The sequence below is a fragment of the Nitrospiraceae bacterium genome (assembly GCA_020632595.1).
In the GTDB taxonomy this organism is placed as follows: Bacteria; Nitrospirota; Nitrospiria; order Nitrospirales; family UBA8639; genus Nitrospira_E.
In genome coordinates this window covers 280,233-297,800 of sequence record JACKFF010000003.1, presented here as the reverse complement: position 1 = coordinate 297,800, position 17,568 = coordinate 280,233, and the positions used below count along the sequence as shown (strand labels likewise).

The following is a 17,568-nucleotide window of genomic DNA, read 5'->3' as shown; positions in this document are numbered from 1 at the left end:
CTGTTAGCCGCAACGGGGCTGAAGGCCTTTGGGGCCCAAAGGGGTAAGCCAGAGAAAATCGGCAATGCCGGTTTGCATCTCCGAACGAACCTCCTGTTCTTTGGAGGGATCCCAGGCCTCGAGATAAATGGTAATGGATTTGACGCCGGGATGCTTTCGTTCAACTCGCTTAGGGACAGGGATTTTATACTGAATATGACCGCCGCCCGTGTAGCTCACCAGCGGTCCGTCAGTCCGGGATCGCGTGCTGAGGTAATTGGCGATAATCTGAGCCATGCCTTCATCCCGGAAGATGGAGGCTTCGAAGATTCGGCGATACACGTGCTTTGGCAAGCCAGGATGGCACGCTTCAATTTGTTCAAAGATCAATTGCTCATATGCGGGATTATCGGTCACGATTTCTTGAATTGGCCAGTTTTTCATTTCCGGCTCTTGCAAGGCTTCGGTTAATCCCTTCGTCGCGACCAAGCGAACAAGGGGGCGTGGTGGGTTGAGGCCAAAAATTTTGAGTTTATGCGATTTAGCAAAGGTCACCAATGGTTGATAATCGGCAAAATCCCCACCCCAATTCGTGTTCCATTGTGAGTCCTTTATCAGTTGTTCGGTCGTAAATTCGGATTCTTGGATGTACCGGTTTAGCCCGGATTGTCCATCCCAACTAAACATTTCCATGGCCAGCGCCGGGTGCCGGTCATGGGCCAGGAGGGCATTCAAGATTGTCTGGGCTGCCTCAAGGTGTGAAGGGGTATAATGTTCTTCGCCGATATAAATCACATCGGCGGCTAATAGTTGAGGGAGCAGATCGTCGAATGTGGTGACCTGCTGCCGGGAGACACCGTAAATGTGATTGACTGCAAATATCGTCGGATTGGCTTGTGACGTCGCACATCCGGCGTTAGCGCTCATCACCATGATTCCCAGGAGTAGGGAGAGGAAGTGTTGTTTCGCACGAGGGAAATAATGGGTGATCATAACGAGCCAAGGTGTAGCATAGTTCTCTCTTTTGGGCAATATTTCGGAAGCCATTCGGTTGTTTCAGAATATTCAGAGCGGCTAAGGTGCGTGAAGAATCGGATGAGGGGACTGTATGAGGGGACTGTCAGAAGGGGGCGGTTGAAAAATTCAAATAATTGGCCTTTTTCAACACTTCCATAAGGGATGACACGTCATGGATGATCAAAAAATCGGGTTGGCAGCATTTCGGGAGACAATCAGGGTCAGTCGGGAATCCTTTCCACACCACTGGGAGGCAAGTAGGAAATGCATGGCTCCTGAAACCTTTCAAACCATGCTGCCCGCACTACTTCAACATATACAACAGTCCTCTCTTGATTCATCACTTCGCGATCGATTAGGGGATGCCCTGCAACAATTCTCCAAATCCACTGGAAACAAAGAGGGAAACAAGGTACTCAAAGAATTAACCGGCTTTCCCCCTTCCAAAGCAGTGCGTGCGCTCATGGTATGGGGACTCTTAGCCGATGGCGGAAGCAAGGAAGATCCGGAAGGGCTGTCCGGGGCTCAATTGGAGGAAATAATTCGGAATGTCTCAAATCCCTATGATGCGTTACGGCACACGGCCACACCCTCCCTATTAGATGTCGGGGCTGGAGATTTGTCCTTTGAGCAGGAATTGGTAGATCACTATCTCCCGTATTTACGGACACAACGTACTTCTCTGACCTTGCATGCGTTTGATCGGTTGATGCCGGGATCTCGGGTGGGCGGCGTCTATCACAAAAATCCGGATCGTGAGCGATATTTACAGAATTACCCGCCCGAGGAATTACGCTTTAAATTTTGGGGAGGCATCGGCCTGGAAACGTTTGCGAAGAGCAAAGGGCGGTTGCCCCGTTACACGGTCAGCACCTGCCATGCTCCAGCCAATCCCACCTTCGCATATGAACCAAGTCGAGTGGCTCCTGAAATTATCCATGCTCATCTCCAATCCAGCCGGGGAAATTATCATCAGAGTCGCTATGAAGGTGAACCCGTTTTAGAGGTCTCTCACCAGGGGCGCACATTAACCTTCCCCGATTGGAAATTTGACATTCTGGGTCCCCTGGCGCTGTTAGGATTCATGGCCGAACGAAGCAGGGTAAGCGTTTTTTCGGCTATCGATAATGAGGTTTTTTGGGAGATGCTCAGCCAGTTGCTGGACGATGATCGATTTCGCCCAAGAAATGAGGTTTTTACCAAAGCCCTCCTTCCGGAAATTTTCGGGAAGGTCTATGAGGAGTTGTCCACCATGGCTGTCGGGGAGAGAAAAGACCTATCCCGGGTGGCCACTCTGCGAGATCCTATGCCTTTTGTGGGTTCGAAAAAGGAAGATGTGCAGATGTCTTGCCGGTTCAGGTACGTGGAAATTCGACGTGGAGCAGTGTTGGAAGGCGTCCCCAGCAGTTTTACGGCACGGCAGTTTTCACGGATGCATGAAGAATCCACGCCGTGGTGGGTGATTTTGGTGACCCATTGAAGGGAAGAAAAAAATTCTTCCCAATATGCGTCAAATAGTGAAAAATTTCATCTATCTGACCCGTCAGAGCCTAACTATTTTAAATGTAGAAGTAGAAAAGAATTGAATTGCTCTAAGAGGGCAGCGCAGGAAATAACAATTTTTTTAGAAAGGCACGAACCATGACAGTCGGCCAAATGAAAGATTTTCTCAAAGATTTGAATGAGGACTTAGAAATATTGGTCAAAATTCCCGGGCCAACCAAGGAGGAATGTCTGTGGGAGCCGCTAGACGGTATGAATATAAAGGTTGAGCCGCAGCAGCCAGGCAAGTAAAGGGCGAAGGAGAGAGGTACTTCTAATTCGGAAAGGACCCGCTTGAATTGGAGCGGGAAAGGGGATTTGAACCCCCGACCCTCGCCTTGGCAAGGCGATGCTCTACCACTGAGCTATTCCCGCTCTATTGGAAACTTTGAACTGATTCTAGTTGGCACCCTGGAGGCTGTCAAGCAACATTGAATAGGGTATACTGTTTCGTTCTTTTTTAAGTGCAATAAGGTTTTAACCGAGTAAAATGGGGATAATATATATTATATTGAGATCAAGGGGGATAATTTCATGTATGTCAGTGTGATAGGAACGGGGTACGTTGGATTGGTCACAGGGGCTTGTTTTGCGGAATTTGGCTTGAATGTGCTGTGTATGGACACCGATGCCAAACGAATTGCGGATTTAGAAAAAGGCAAGGTGCCATTTTTTGAGCCAGGCCTTTCCGAACTCGTGACCAAAAATCTGACGGCCGGGCGTCTTCGATTTACCACCGATTTACATAAAGCCGTCGATGAAGCCCTTGTCATTTTTATTGCCGTGGGAACCCCTTCCCGTGAGGACGGGTCTGCCGATCTGTCTTTTATCGATGAAGTGGCCAAAAATGTGGGGACCCGGATGACAGGATATAAAGTGGTTGTGACCAAATCCACCGTGCCGGTTGGAACGGCCAAACGTATTCGATCGATTATTCAGGCGAATCAGGAAACGGCCTGTAGTTTTGGCGTGGTCTCGAATCCTGAATTTCTTCGGGAAGGATCGGCAATTGAGGATTTCATGCGGCCCAATCGTGTGGTAATTGGAGCCGACAGTCCGGAATCGGTGGCGATTATGAAAGATTTATACCGTCCCTTGTATATCCTTGAAACGCCCATTGTGATTACCGATATTCCAACCGCAGAAATGATCAAATACGCCTCGAATGTGTTTTTGGCCACAAAAATCTCATTTATTAATGAAATGGCCAACCTCTGCGAACGGGTTGGAGCCGATGTGCAGATGGTGGCCAAGGGGATGGGATTAGACAAACGAATCGGGTCGAAGTTTCTGCATGCAGGTCCGGGTTATGGAGGGTCGTGTTTTGGAAAAGATACTGCCGCGTTAATCAATATCGGAAATGAAAATGGCTATGAAATGACCATAGCCAAGGCCACCAAACGAGTGAATGACGATCAGCGAGTCCGGATGATGGAGAAAATTCGAGAAGCGGTCGGGGAGTTACGCGGAAAAACCATTGCCATACTCGGATTGGCTTTTAAACCTAACACGGACGATATCCGGGATTCACCAGCTTTATTCCTGGCAGAGCAGATCATGAAAGCGGGCGGGAGCGTGCGGGCCTACGATCCGGAGGCCTTGGAGGTATCGATGAAGCTATTACCAACCATGGTCCCCTGTCAGGATGCCTATCAAACAATAGAAGGGGCCGATGCCGTGCTGTTGGTTACGGAATGGAACCAATTTAGAAATTTGGATTTTGACCGGGTTCGGGCCGCGGTGAAGTCACGGATTTTCATTGATCTTCGCAATGTCTATGAACCGCAACGCATGGAAGATCAGGGATTTTACTATCTTTCGGTGGGTCGAAAAACCGTGGGAACCCATCCTTCTCAAAAAAGCTAAGAATCGAAAGGCATGGCTCTTGCTCGAAGCCTAGCCTTAATTCGCAAACCTCCACCAAAATTAAGGATTAGGGATAAAGACGCGTCCCAATGGCCTTCTGGGTCTTGTGTGCGATAGATGGTCGGCTTTTGGTGTATCCTGCCGGGTATCCTATTTGCGTTTATAGCCCATGCGGTCCAACACCTTCATTATGCGTTTTTGAAGTCTTTCATCAGCCTCGCCTAATGCCAGTGCCAAAGGCTCCACTGCGGGTTTCCCAATCTTTCGAAGAATTTCGGTTGCCGATTGTCGAAGGTCATCATCTTCAGAAACCAAAAGAGGTATGACATCAGGGACACAGGGTGCACCTATTTTTATCAAGGCCTCATAGGCACGCTGCCGGACGTCACCGACTTCATCACTGAGCATTTCCACCAATGGTTTTACGGCTGCTTCAACCCGGAGTTCGCCAAGCACTTCAATGGCATGCTTGCGATTGAGCCAGTGCGTATCGGTAAGATCCTGCAGCGCAGCATCGGCTCGTTGAATATTGGGGTCCTTCGAGCGGATGCGAAAGCTTTTGACGATTCGTTTGCCGTCTTCTTCCACGACGCGAAGAGTCGCCCCGTCACCGATTTTGATCTTTTGGAGGTCTTCGGCAGCCTCTTCACTGACATCCATCAGAACGGTCTTTCCATCGTATGCCAGGAGTTCGACCTCAATTTGTTTTGTCTCAAGATTGATCGCGGTGACGTTTTCGGTCACAAGATTAAACCCATCTTTTTTCGTGCCACTCTTGGGCCCGATTGAAATGAGTTTTGCGGGTGCTTCGTTAGCCATAATGTGTCAGTGTCCTTAGTAAGAGTTAAAAAAAAGTCAAAAGAGCATTGATTGCCATGAACTATGAATGTGAAGAATCCGGTGTCCATCCCAAGCTTGCCAGAGCACCTTCGGCAGTGTCCCGAACCATTTCATTTTCATCTTCGAGCAAGGGGACCAAGGGGTCGATGGCCCGACTATCCTTGAAGCGAGCCAGTGATTCTGCAGCATTACGACGGACCAACCAGTCCTCATCGGCCAGAGCATGAATTAAAGGATCTAAACCGCGAGGATCGCCAATTTTCCCTAACGCCTCTGCCGCGTGCCGGCGCACAATCCAGTTTGAGGCCTGTAAGCCCTCAACCAGAGCATCAGTCGCGCGGGAATCCCCCAGTTTTTTTAAGACTCTTGCGGCATCCTCACGAAGAGTCGCGTCCATCAAAGCATCCACCAAGGCGGGAACGGCATCAGGATGGCCAATGCGTTCCAATGCCCAGATGGCGGCCGTGCGCACGCCTCCGTCTTTATCAAGACGGAGAGCTTGTATTAAAGGTTCCACCGATTTCATTGCCCGGAGTTTCCCGAGAGCGGTCGCTGCCTGTTCCCGGACAGACCATTCCTCATCATCTTTTAACGCCTCGATCAGGGGATCCACGGCCGGTTCTCCAATTTGAACCAACGCACTGGTGGCTGCCTCACGCACCACACAATCGTCTTCCAGAAACATATTAATGAGCTTGGGGATTGCTTCTGACCCGGCTTCCCCGAGTCTAGAAGCGGCATGATTTCGAAGGGCTTCATTGTCATCGCGAAGCGCCGACAATAAGGGGTCTACGTGGTTACCTTCCGTCATGGGTCATCACTCCTTTATTCCTTTGCGGCCCAGGTCTCTTCAGCCATGTTCATTTGTGCAGTGGCAGCCTCGAGTTTGTCAAGGATGACACCGGAATTATAGGAAATTAAGCCATCCCGGTCGTTTTTCAATCGGGCAAATAATTCCATATGGGGCCTCAGGACCTCGATATCTTTCACTTTCTCCAGAGCTTCGACAGCGAGTATGCGAAGAGGGCGAATAGGAATGGCTTCAATGAATAATTCTACCGGCCGTGGGTCGCCGATGAGCCCAAGGGATTTCAGCGCATGTTCTTTCACCCCTGTGTCTTTGTCAGACCGGAGCCGGACCATCAGCGGTTCCACCGCGCGAATATCGCCAATTTTGCCAAGGGTGTCAGCGGCGGCTTCCCGAACCACCCAGTCATCGTCTTCCAGGTATTCAATCAGAATTTCCACGATTGGTCGTCCAATACGATGCAGTTGAATAACCGCTTCCTGCCGGACGCCTTCTTTTAACTCGGATTCGTCCACAGCCCGGAGGTCGTTCATCGTTTGATCGACACGGTCACGAATCGCACCCAATTTCCGCAACGTATCGGTGGCCAAGTCACGAAGATCGGGGTCGGACATGGCATCAACAAACGCATTTGCCGATCGAGGATCAAGGAGGTGGGCGAGAATCTCTGCGGCCCGGAGACGGATGGCCGGATCGGGATCTTTGAGCCGTTCCGACAGAGGGCCGATCGAGGTGGGAATCACACCAAGTAGGGCCGTGACTTTTTCCTGGAGCGTATCGTCACGTAAATATTCTAAGAGTGCAGAGGCGGTGGCTTCGTCCAAAATGCCAGCCATATGCTCCAAGGCATCCACAGCTGCCTGTTTTACCTGTTCATCCTCATCCTTCAGGACATGGGCAAGGGCCTGACCGGCTCGGGGATCCCGTAGGCGGGCTAACATTTTTGCCGCTTCCACCTTGTAGTGAGAAGAGCCCGTTGCCATGGCTTGAATGATGGCTTCGACGGCCTTGGGCCCACCTTTCATGCAGGTGGAGGTGGCCCGCATTCGGCGCCAATCTTCCTCATGATCCAGTTCAGAAATGATGGTCTCGAATGTTTCTTTCGGCATCGTCAGGTCTTTCCGCTAGATACGTATCTGTCCCGGCCTCCAGCCAAGGTGAGAAAGGGATTCCAACACATGACGACGGAGATTGTCATTCTTGGTCGTTTTTAAGAGCTTTAGCAATGGATTCACGGCTGTCTGGCCAAACTGCGTGAGGGCCTCAGCAGCTTCCGTCCGCAAGAGCGTACTCTGCAGCGCCTGGATAAGGGCTGGAACAGCCTGTGGGTCGCGAATTTTCCCCAGGGCCCTGATGGCGGCTTCCAAGGGAGGGAGATCTTTTTTATATTGAGGGTCGGTGCATCCTTCCATGCGGTCTTCGTAGGCTTCCTTGGGTAGCGAGTTGACCAAGGCGATTAACATGGGAATGGCTTCGGTGGATCTGAGCTGGCCAAGTGCTTCAATCGACGGCAATTTGAGTGATGGCGTTTCGAGGGCAAGGGACGATAGCAATAAAGGAATGGCCCGGGGATCCCCAATCTGTCCAAGTGCTCGCACGGCGTCTTGGCGCACGGCAGTATCGGAATCTTCGAGAACCAGAATCATCAGATGTCCTACCGCTTCCAGGGGTTTCAACAGGGTTAACGCTTCCACCGCCCGCAACCGGATTTTCCAGTTTTGATCCTTTAATTTTTCCAACAATTTTGGAATGCTGGTATTGCCGATGGCCTGTATGGCCCGTCCCGCTTCCTCCCGCACGGCGGGCACTTTATCCTGGAGAAGCAAAATTAACGTATCAATGGCAAGGGAATTCTGAATGCGACTAAGGCCTTTGGCTGCCGACATGCGCACAATCCAGTTAGGACTTAATGCCGCGGACAGCAAGGGATCTAAGACCTGTTCGTTGGCAATATCGGCCAGGATGCACGCGGCCGATTCCTGCACCTGAGGATTCAGATCCTGAAGGCAAAACCCTAATGAGAGAATGGCCGGTTCGCCAAGCGCTTTTAGGGCTGCAGTTGCAGCCTCCCGCACGGCTCGATCCGAGTCACGAAGCGTCCGAATCAATGGTTGAACGCCGCGGGGATCGCCAAGACGTCCGAGGGCTACCGCGGCGTCTTCGCGCACCCCCCAATCCTCGTCGTCCAGGGCAGAAATATGTTCGGCGACCGAGTCGACCATGTCTGTTCCAAGTGGAGAAATTTGGGCTTCACTGGTTCCCCTACCATTAGGGAAAACCCGAAAGTCGACGTTACCACACGATTTTTTGGGCGGTCAATGAGGCAGGAGAAAGGTCGTCGGTTGCGGGTGGACGAATATGCTACACCGATCGAAACACCGCTAGAAGGTCGCTTAACGCTAACATTTTTATTCTCAGGACATCATGCTCGTGGTGCAGACTACTTTTAATGGTCTGATCGTTTGGGGTTTTCAAAAACTGTTCACAGAGGGTCGTGATCCGTTGAAATTCCGCCTCGGCTTTGTTCTTAACCACCCGGTTGGTCGTGAGAAGCTCCGTCACCTGCGTGTGAGTCTCGGCCAGATGTTTTTGAAATTCTCCCTCCGGGAGTGAGCGTTTGGCGGCCTCATCCAGGCATCGATCGATGTATTGGGAGAGGAGGACATAAAATCTCACCAGGGTTTCGGTTGTGGTGATATGTGGGAGATTCGTGTCAGGTTCAGTCATGATGGTTCCTTTCAGGTTAAGCCTTATACTTGTAAGGGTGCCAATGCTTTCTCTTCTTCCATAAAGCCAGCTGCTGGAATCAGTGCCGAATTCCGACAATGCGTCCTATCGCCATTCTGACAATAAAGGTGAGATGGTGCAAGTCTAGAATATGGAAGTCACACAGCTAGATGAAGCCCTCAAGATCTCCCAAATAAATTCCGTTATGTTCGGGCACACAATTCCACCAATGGAATGATTTAAAAAAGCTGTGATACTGCCTGGCAGCCGAGCCACTTTTGTTTCGGCAAAAGTAGCCAAAACCATGTTGGCCGTGGCGTGGCCCTTCGGGTCCCCTGTGCGGTTCGCCGACACCGGCAGCGCGCAAACTCGCTGCGCTCGAACAATGCGCGCCTTTTCTCCGGTGTCGGCCGCACTGCTCGGCTACACCACAAGGCCAGGGAAGTCTGCGGAAACAATGAGTCCTAAATTTATAGAGGACAAATCGTTCCGATACGATTGATAGCCCTCTTGGTTCACGACATGTAATCCCACCAGCATTTCTAGCGCCATTTCATGTCCCTTCTAAAAAAGAGGCCTGTCCTGAGCTGAATCGAAGGAACTGCGATTTCCGGAAAGAATACTGCTAAGAGAAAGGGGAAATGAAAAATTTTCGTCAGATTTTCAACATGTAACTTATTAGACATAGTTGGAGGCTAATGTTTGGTCGATAAGAGTTCGGCTAACTGGATCGATTCGTCGGTCCACAGGATCCTTCCGAGCCTCGAGTATTCCGTATCGCTCATGGGAAAACACACACACAAATCGGTATTCGTGATCTTTTTCATACTTTTTGGGCTTAACGAATAGAGGTCTAAAAAGAGGATTAATGGGTAACAGGTTATTTTCTGTATATGAGTGTATTTGGCCTTCGTCGATTACTGATCTTTTTTCCTCAACATAAATCACATCGTGATGGACTATATTAAGATTGACCCTTTGCTCAGATGCAGGAAGCCCTTGAAGAAAGTTTTTGGCCTTATTAGCAAATTCGCTACTGGAGAGGGAATTAATAAGCAGCTCCCCGAGTCGCCTACAGAAACGACCCACATCGTTAATTTCATAAAAGGATGTATACTCTAAGTCGAATTGAGTGCCCTGTTCAATGGAGATGGGTTTAACAGCTCTTGAACAGCACCAGATGAAGCAATTTGGAAAGGTCATTCTCAACTCACAGTTTTGAAGGCTGACGCCCTCACCTAATGGGAAAGGGAAGACCGCTTGTACGGCATCAACTGCCTCTCTGGACGCAGTGTCGGTTAGGAAACTCCCCACGCCCGTGGTTTCCTTTCCTTCATTTTCGTCCGCAATTGCAAAAGAAGGATCCAAGTCCCGGTAGTACTCAAGAGTGCCAAATCGGATAGTGTGGCACCCGTTCAAGATATTGTATTCCGGCTTACAGAACTTTACCAAAGTTTCCATGCTTCACCTTCCGATTGGGGCCTCCTTAAAATTAGGTTTCCAGGAAATCAAATTTTTGTCGGCTTACTTGCCGTGGTTATCCTTTCCCCACATCAATAAATATTTTTGCCCCGGTTATGGTGTTGCCTGAATACCGGTTAGTCATGACTTTCAGGCAGTCATCTTCTAAAAACACATTAATGCCAAATGGCCGAAGGTTACATTGAGTAATTTCCGCACTCTGGCTTGTGATTTCTTTGACTTCCAGAGCAATGTTGTCAGACATGGCTACCTGGATCACCTTGTCCTTGACTATGACCGTGATCACATCAAGCAACGGTTCGTTTTTACTGATTAATGGGCGCCATTCTGCGCCTTTTTGGTCCGCAGGAATGGTCACCCAAATCTCCGGAGTTTCACCTTTTCCAATTAAAACTGGAATAAACCCATTTACTGATACCAATGCCACACCATCAATTAATTTGTTTGTGGCAATTTCTAACTGTTTGTAAGGTGTAAATTCTTTTGGAAGCGCATCTAACTTCATTTATTCCTCTCTAATCATTCCGTGACAAGTATATTCCTTTGGGCTTAAAGGGACTCGCAGTAATAGCGATTTTTTGGGATCAAATCAACCTTTGAGAGATGATGGGACTCGTCGCGTTGAGCCTACCTCGTTTCCTCCTTAAAGGATTTGAGAAGGGAGATGATGAGGATAATGATGACAAAGACAAACGGAAAGGCGGCGAGGATAGCGCCGGTTTGCAGGCCTTTGAGGCCCCCGGACCACAGGAGGATGGCGGCCGACAGAGATTGAATAATGCCCCAGGTAAATTTGATCCGGTTGGGTGGGTTGAGACTACCGTTGGTGGTGAGTGTCCCCAGCACGAAGGTGGCCGAATCCGCTGAGGTGATGAAGAAGGTGCCAATCAAAAAAATGGCGATGAGCGACATGGCCGTGCCCATTGGATATTGTTCTAATACCGTAAATAGAAGGACCTCGATACCGTGCGTTTCCATGATGGCTTTTAGGGAGGTGTCCTGGAACAGTTCTAATGCAACCCCGGTTCCGCCAAAAACTGTGAACCAAAATGCACAAAAGAGTGACGGAACAAGCAACACGCCCAATACGAATTGACGCACAGTCCGCCCTTTTGAAATTCTCGCGATGAAGGTGCCCACAAATGGCGCCCAGGCGATCCACCATGCCCAATAAAATAGCGTCCAGTTGTGAATCCAGGTCGAATCTCGGAATGGTGCGAGATTCAGGCTCATGGTTGGAAGGTTTTGGATGTAGTGTCCAAAAGTTGAGGGGAATACGGTCATGATGAAGTGGGTCGGGCCGAGAAACAGCAAGAACAATAGGAGAGTTAGCGCCAGTATCATATTTATATTACTGAGGTATTTGATGCCTCGCTGGAGCCCGGTTTGAGCGGAGAGCATGAAAAGTACGGTCACAATAGCGATGACAGTTAATTGAGTGGTAAGGGTGTTTGGCATGGCAAAGACATAGGATAATCCTCCGCTGATTTGCACCGCACCAAACCCCAGTGAGGTGGCCACACCGAAGACCGTGGCAAAGACGGCGATGATATCCACCGTGGTTCCCAGCCCTCCAGTGGCATACCTGCCGAGAACCGGTTGACAACCTGAGCTAAACAGTCCTGGTCTGCCTTTTCGAAATTGGAAATAGGCGAGGGCCATGCCCACCATGGTGTAAATGCCCCAGGGATGAAGGCCCCAATGAAAAAATGAATATTGCAGCGCCAAGCGGGCCGCTTGCGGCGTTCCTCCCTCGCCGATGGGCGGATCATGAAAATGGGACGTGGGTTCGGCCACTCCCCAGAATACGAGCCCTATGCCCATGCCTGCGCAAAACAACATGGCAAACCAGGTGTGGAGAGGAAATTCAGCCTCGGCTCCATCCGGCCCAAGCGGAATATCGCCCCATCGGGAAAAAATCAGACAGAACGCACAAACAAGAAAACCGGTTGCTGCCAGAACATATAACCAGCCAAACGAGTCAAGAAGTGCTGTTTGAAATGTCCCGGTTATTTTGCCTAAATGTTCGGGGGCTATGGCGCCCCAAAGAAGAAGGAAAAAGGCCATGGCGCAGGAGATGTTGAAGACAAGGGTGGTAGATTTCAGTGGATTCATGGAGCAATAGAATTGAATGAGGAAGGGTAGGCCTTACCATATTTGGCGTTGTCGAACAAGGAATACTCGGAACATGATACACCGAAAATGTTGACAATGAATGGACATTTTTGGAAGTTGTTAAAGGGAAATTCCCTTTTTCTTTAAAGATTATGACGGCATGTCGTATTGGCCATTTTAGATTTGATAAAAAATGGAGTCGTAGTCAAAAGGGGTTGCGAAGAAGAGCCTAACGGGTTAGATTGAAGGCCTCACACGTAACAGTCGGGCCTACCTTACGCTCGCAGGAGAAGTTCGGAGGCCTTTTTTATTTCTGGTCCGCTGAGACAGCCCACGGTTGTGTCCTTGCGGGTTTTGGCATTTGAATATTGAAATGGAAAGAGGAAATCGCCAGACCTTTATTCACTTGCACCCATTATTCCAAATGGTGCTGAGGGCAACAGCCCTCTAGGAGGTGTTTCTATAATGATTCGGAAAGCGACGATGCCCGGTAGCAAGCAAATGTATGGGGACAACCCCATAGCCCAACGAAAAACGGATTTATACAAACAGGAATATGTGCAGAGTTTTGTGCAAAAATGGGACGCCTTGATTGATTGGGAGGCCAGGGCCTCGAGTGAAGGCGACTTTTTTATCCGGATTTTGAAGGAACGGGGCGTCAAGCGTGTATTGGATGTCGCAACGGGTACAGGGTTTCATTCTATCCGGCTCTTGCGTGCCGGGTTCGAAGTCACGAGTGCCGATGGCAGCCCTGAAATGTTAGCGCAGGCATTTGAAAATGCCCGGCGAGCCGGGTTTATTATGCGAACGATTCATGCTGACTGGCGCTGGTTAAGCCGGGATATCCACAATAAATACGATGCGGTGATTTGTCTGGGGAACTCTCTGACTCATCTCTTTTCCGAGCAGGATCGGAGAAAAGCCTTGGCCGAATTTTACACCGCCCTGAGGCACGATGGGGTGCTGATTCTGGATCAAAGAAATTACGATGGAATTTTAGATGAGGGGTTTACCTCGAAGCATGTGTATTATTATTGCGGAGACAATGTCAGTGCGGAGCCGGAACATGTTGATGAAGGACTCGCAAGGTTTAAGTATACCTTTCCCGATGGAGCAACTTTTCATTTGAATATGTATCCGCTACGGAAAGAATATACGCGTCGGCTTATGAATGAGGTTGGCTTTCAGCAGGTAAAAACCTATGCGGACTTTCAAGAAACGCATAAAGTTGAGGACCCTGATTTTTATGTACATGTGGCGGAAAAACTCTATAAAAATGAAGAACGTCCCACTACGATCATGAGCAAATTTGGGAATCTGAATTATTCCACCACTGTGGATACGGCACGGGAATATTACAACAGTTCGGATGCTGACCGGTTTTATGCCACGATCTGGGGAGGAGAAGATATTCATATTGGATTGTATGTATCCGACAATGATTCGATTTTCGATGCCAGCCGACGAACCGTGGAGAAAATGGCGGCTTCTATCAAGGATCTTGATTCAACGACACGGGTGTTGGATATTGGGTCGGGGTATGGCGGCTCAGCGCGGCATCTCGTGAGACAATACGGATGTCAGGTTGGATGTCTGAATTTGAGTGAAGTCCAGAATAAACGGAATCGGGCACTTAATCAGAAAGAGAATATTAGTTTAGCGATTAATGTTATTGACGGGAACTTTGAGTCCATTCCCATGCCGGATGGGAGCGTTGATGTGGTGTGGTCGCAAGACGCCCTGTTACATAGCGGAAATCGGGAAAAGGTTTTTCAAGAGGTCGAACGGGTGTTGGTCAAGGGCGGACAATTTATTTTTACCGATCCGATGAAGAGTGCGACTTGTCCCCCGGATGTGCTGCAACCGATTTTAGATCGTATCCATTTGGATTCGCTGGGGTCGATTGAATATTATCGGAAGCTGGCAGCCCAATCAGGATTTCAGGAAATTCGGGTTGAGGATCTTTCTGAAAATCTCGCCGCGCATTATGAGCGGGTGCTGCAGGAATTAACGGTGCAACACCATGCGCTTATTCAGGTTTGTACGGAAGAATATCTGGCTTCCATGAAGGTGGGACTTCAGCATTGGGTTCAGGCTGGGAAAAGTGGCCATCTCAGTTGGGGAATTTTGCACTTTCAGCGAGACTAATAGAGAGGAAACGAATTCCGCCAGCGTAATTGCCAATTCCCGGCAGGGGAATTGGCAATTACTATCGTTCGATTTTTGGTGGTTTGGCCGGCATAGCGAAGTCACCACTTTTGCCAAAGCGGCCTTCCCCCCCCTCACCTAACACATTGGAGGTGTCGGTATATTCAATCTCTCTGGTCTCTTTGCTGATGCCTTCTGTTGGTTTCCATCCGAGTTTATCCAGGGTGTCTAAGACTGTTTTTTTGAGAGCACCACCTGCCGTCATTCGAGTGGTGGCAAATGCCAGAACCCGCTCACTTTCTTGCTGGACTTTAGACAAATCCGGGTCATGGAGGAACCACACGAGTGGCTCAATGGCCGCGTCTCCAATCAACACCAAGGAATTGGCGGCATAATCACGAAGGACCAGGTCTTTGAGTAACAGCACTAAATCCGGAATGACTTTGGGATGGCGGAAATGACCCAGGGCTGTAGCAGCGGCTTCTTTAATTAAGAGGTCTTCGCTAATAATGCAGCCAGGGGTTGGCTTCCCCGCTTGATGTATGCCCTTACCCTTTAACGCATCCAGGACGGGAGGGTAGGCGCGAGGATCTCCGATCATGCCGAGGGAAGCAATTGCATGGCGTTTCACTGTACCGTCTTTCATGGCTTCCATAAGGGCATCTACTGCACGGGCATCGCCTATATTGCCCAAGGCGATAGTGGCATCTTCGCGAACCGCTCGATCAGGGTCTTTAACCATGTCGATCAGGGCATCGACGACACGAGTTTCACGAACCCACACCCGCCCCATTTGATAGTCCGTCGTCATGCCCCCTAGTGCCCGAACGGCGTGACAGCGTACAACGAAGTGAGGGTCTTTGAGGGACTCCAGTAGGGCATCGACTGATTCTTTTCCAATATACATCAATGCGGTTCCGGCGGTTTCCCGCACGATCTTGGATGTATCCTTAAATAATTTAATCAGGGTTGGAATGGCCTTTGGGTCACCAATTTTTCCTAAGGCTTCGGCGGCGGCACTTTTGACTGCCCCATCCCGGTCCCGGCACACCAGGTTCAATCCTGGTACGGCCTGAGGGTCACGCAATTCGCCTAACGTTTTAGCGGCTTGTTCTCGCACTCGCCACCGCTTGTCCTTCAAGCAAGTCAGTAATTGCGGAATGACGCATTTTCCCATGGAGGCCATGGCTTTTACTGCTTCGGCTTGAACTTCCATCATATTGTCATTGAAAAGCGTAATGAGGCCTTCAACGGCCTTCTCTCCGCCAATTTTGGCTAACGCCCAGCCGACATAAGTTCGAACCGACCAGAAGTCGTCTTCAAGGGCGATCAGAAGGGGTTCTAACGTTTTCGGATCACCCTTTTCGGCAAGGGCCTTGGCAGCCTCTTCGCGGGTGGCATCATCGGGATCTTCGAGGGCATCAATCCAATCTTGCACAGAATTCGGCATGATCTTCCTTTTTATCCCTTCCGACTTATTTCGGGTAGTCGGGTTCTTGTGGATAGGGTTGTGTATGGCTGCAACGAATTGTCAGGACCTGTGTTCCTCGTCCATCTACACATTGATCGAGTGTTGGCGAGAATTCCAAGGTTCCGGATAAGGTCACCTTGAATAAAAAATCAAACGTAAAAGTCCCAAAACGATAATCTCCAGGCTTGAGGTTTAAGGTCCTGGATTCAGAGGTTTTGTAAGCGTCCATATTGATGGGATCTTTTGTCCAAATCAAGGGAGTGATACCGGGTACGTGCCACCAGGTTGGCGGAGTGAGTGCATTCGGATTCACGGTAATAGGAAACTCTCGCAACAGAGGATTGATAGGGTCTGCTGCGTGCCCGTGGTGAACAAGCAGAGGAGAAATTCCCATTAGAAACAGGAAGAAAATCCCATATAGGATTTGACGCGGCAAGTGTGTTCGAATCAAGGTGTCATTGTTTTTTTTGTGGTTCATTGTCGGTGGTCCGTCTTTCTGGAACAGTTTGGAAAATATCACCAATCGGGTGGCTGTCCCATTCAGTATGTGTTTCAAGCCCGAGGGCATACATAATAGTTGCTCCGGTATCTAATAAAGAGACCGATTGGGAGATGGGATGATTTTGTTTAATATTCGCGCCCCAGGCAATCCAGGGAATGGTGGCATCTAGCTCAGGAGTTGTAAGGCTTGTCGAGACTGTTTTGCCTTCTTTTCCTGTCGGGGGAGAAAGAGGTCCGCTATTCAGGCCAGTAATAATCACCATGGTTTTGTCCAAAACGCCAAGCTCTTTATACGTTTGGATGATTTGTTCCACAGAGGTATCAATAGATAATAGGGTAGCGGAATATTTTTCCGAATCCCATCCATATTTCTGTCCGACCTTCACCGCCGAAGGCAGATGTACTAATAGGAGGTTTGGTACTCCAAAAAGCCGGAAGCCATAGCCTTTCTCACTGGTAACTTTTTTTAAGAAGTCTTTGATGTATGCCGACGCTCTTTCTGGCGTACACTGTGGTTTGGTGTAGCCGCAGACTTGGGAGTCGACGTAAATTTCCGGTCGAACTAATTGATAAAGTCGTTCATCCATAAGGAAGACGCCCGTATCTTTTCCACCAGCCAGATCCATGTAGTCAAAAACCGTGGGTGATCGCATAAATGAACGCGCAAAATCGTATGTTTCCCATGCGGCGGTCACCCGATGTTTCTCAACTTGAAGGCCGGTGAGCAAAGAGGCCATTGCCGGAACGGTGAGAGGAGGGGTAATGGATTGAGCGGACCAGGTCACAGCCCCATCCTTGGCTAACTGAGCCAGGTTAGGAGTCCCGCCGTTTTGGATGGATGATGATTTGATCCCTTCCAGCACGACAAGAATAATGTGTTCGGCTTGTGCGGCGAAAGCAATCGAGCCTGTTCCTCCGATTAGGGAAAGCCAGGCCACACTCCATGCTAGGAAAACACAACGAATGAGTGTACCAGGACGATGTTGTTGAGGACGTAGTTGGGAAGTACTCATAATTTCTGCCCTGCTCCACGACAAGAAGATGAAGATGAAAATGGTAAGGAACCTTTATT

The 17,568-nt window shown here is 49.5% G+C and carries 15 protein-coding genes and 1 tRNA gene; 3 read left to right on the top strand and 13 right to left on the bottom strand.

The window, feature by feature from the left end; translation table 11 throughout:
* Positions 1-3: 3 nt before the first annotated feature.
* Positions 4-906: a ChaN family lipoprotein gene (locus H6750_08800; GenBank protein MCB9774407.1), complete on the bottom strand. Its 903-nt coding sequence runs from the start codon at positions 904-906 to the stop codon at positions 4-6.
* A gap of 262 nt (positions 907-1,168) precedes the next feature.
* Between H6750_08800 and H6750_08795 the strand changes: the two genes are divergently transcribed.
* Entirely contained in the window at positions 1,169-2,476 is a 1,308-nt protein-coding gene (locus H6750_08795; GenBank protein MCB9774406.1) for a hypothetical protein, read from the top strand.
* A gap of 362 nt (positions 2,477-2,838) precedes the next feature.
* On the opposite strand, the gene H6750_08790 is transcribed toward H6750_08795, so the two are convergent.
* Positions 2,839-2,913: transfer RNA gene (locus H6750_08790), tRNA-Gly, on the bottom strand.
* Positions 2,914-3,072: 159 nt separating this feature from the next.
* Here H6750_08790 and H6750_08785 point away from each other — a divergent pair.
* Complete coding sequence (locus tag H6750_08785) at positions 3,073-4,404, top strand: UDP-glucose/GDP-mannose dehydrogenase family protein (protein MCB9774405.1); 1,332 nt, start codon at positions 3,073-3,075, stop codon at positions 4,402-4,404.
* 150 nt (positions 4,405-4,554) lie between these two features.
* On the opposite strand, the gene H6750_08780 is transcribed toward H6750_08785, so the two are convergent.
* The 8 genes from H6750_08780 to H6750_08745 form a co-directional block, all read right to left on the bottom strand.
* Positions 4,555-5,223: a HEAT repeat domain-containing protein gene (locus H6750_08780; GenBank protein MCB9774404.1), complete on the bottom strand. Its 669-nt coding sequence runs from the start codon at positions 5,221-5,223 to the stop codon at positions 4,555-4,557.
* Positions 5,224-5,284: 61 nt separating this feature from the next.
* Positions 5,285-6,055 carry a HEAT repeat domain-containing protein gene (locus H6750_08775; protein ID MCB9774403.1) on the bottom strand — a complete coding sequence of 257 codons (771 nt, stop codon included), beginning with the start codon at positions 6,053-6,055 and terminating at the stop codon, positions 5,285-5,287.
* 14 nt (positions 6,056-6,069) lie between these two features.
* Complete coding sequence (locus H6750_08770; protein MCB9774402.1) at positions 6,070-7,161, bottom strand: HEAT repeat domain-containing protein; 1,092 nt, start codon at positions 7,159-7,161, stop codon at positions 6,070-6,072.
* A gap of 15 nt (positions 7,162-7,176) precedes the next feature.
* Positions 7,177-8,274, bottom strand: a complete 1,098-nt coding sequence (locus H6750_08765) for a HEAT repeat domain-containing protein (protein ID MCB9774401.1) — start codon at positions 8,272-8,274, stop codon at positions 7,177-7,179.
* A 139-nt stretch (positions 8,275-8,413) separates the two neighbouring features.
* Complete coding sequence (locus H6750_08760) at positions 8,414-8,779, bottom strand: hypothetical protein (protein ID MCB9774400.1); 366 nt, start codon at positions 8,777-8,779, stop codon at positions 8,414-8,416.
* A 678-nt stretch (positions 8,780-9,457) separates the two neighbouring features.
* Complete coding sequence (locus H6750_08755) at positions 9,458-10,240, bottom strand: hypothetical protein (GenBank protein ID MCB9774399.1); 783 nt, start codon at positions 10,238-10,240, stop codon at positions 9,458-9,460.
* Between the two features lie 76 nt (positions 10,241-10,316).
* Complete coding sequence (locus H6750_08750; GenBank protein ID MCB9774398.1) at positions 10,317-10,766, bottom strand: hypothetical protein; 450 nt, start codon at positions 10,764-10,766, stop codon at positions 10,317-10,319.
* A gap of 122 nt (positions 10,767-10,888) precedes the next feature.
* Complete coding sequence (locus H6750_08745; protein ID MCB9774397.1) at positions 10,889-12,376, bottom strand: BCCT family transporter; 1,488 nt, start codon at positions 12,374-12,376, stop codon at positions 10,889-10,891.
* A gap of 465 nt (positions 12,377-12,841) precedes the next feature.
* Here H6750_08745 and H6750_08740 point away from each other — a divergent pair, with 465 nt between their 5' ends.
* Entirely contained in the window at positions 12,842-14,524 is a 1,683-nt protein-coding gene (locus H6750_08740) for a methyltransferase domain-containing protein (GenBank protein MCB9774396.1), read from the top strand.
* 61 nt (positions 14,525-14,585) lie between these two features.
* Here H6750_08740 and H6750_08735 read toward each other — a convergent pair whose 3' ends face one another.
* From H6750_08735 to H6750_08725, 3 genes are read right to left on the bottom strand one after another with little or no spacing between them, the layout of a single operon-like run.
* Positions 14,586-15,974 (bottom strand): HEAT repeat domain-containing protein, encoded by a 1,389-nt coding sequence (locus H6750_08735; protein ID MCB9774395.1) that lies wholly within the window; start codon positions 15,972-15,974, stop codon positions 14,586-14,588.
* A gap of 25 nt (positions 15,975-15,999) precedes the next feature.
* A complete protein-coding gene (locus H6750_08730; protein ID MCB9774394.1) occupies positions 16,000-16,473 on the bottom strand; it encodes a hypothetical protein in 474 nt (157 codons plus the stop codon).
* Positions 16,451-17,509, bottom strand: a complete 1,059-nt coding sequence (locus H6750_08725; GenBank protein MCB9774393.1) for an alkaline phosphatase — start codon at positions 17,507-17,509, stop codon at positions 16,451-16,453. The genes H6750_08730 and H6750_08725 overlap by 23 nt, the downstream gene beginning before the upstream one ends.
* Positions 17,510-17,568: the final 59 nt, after the last annotated feature.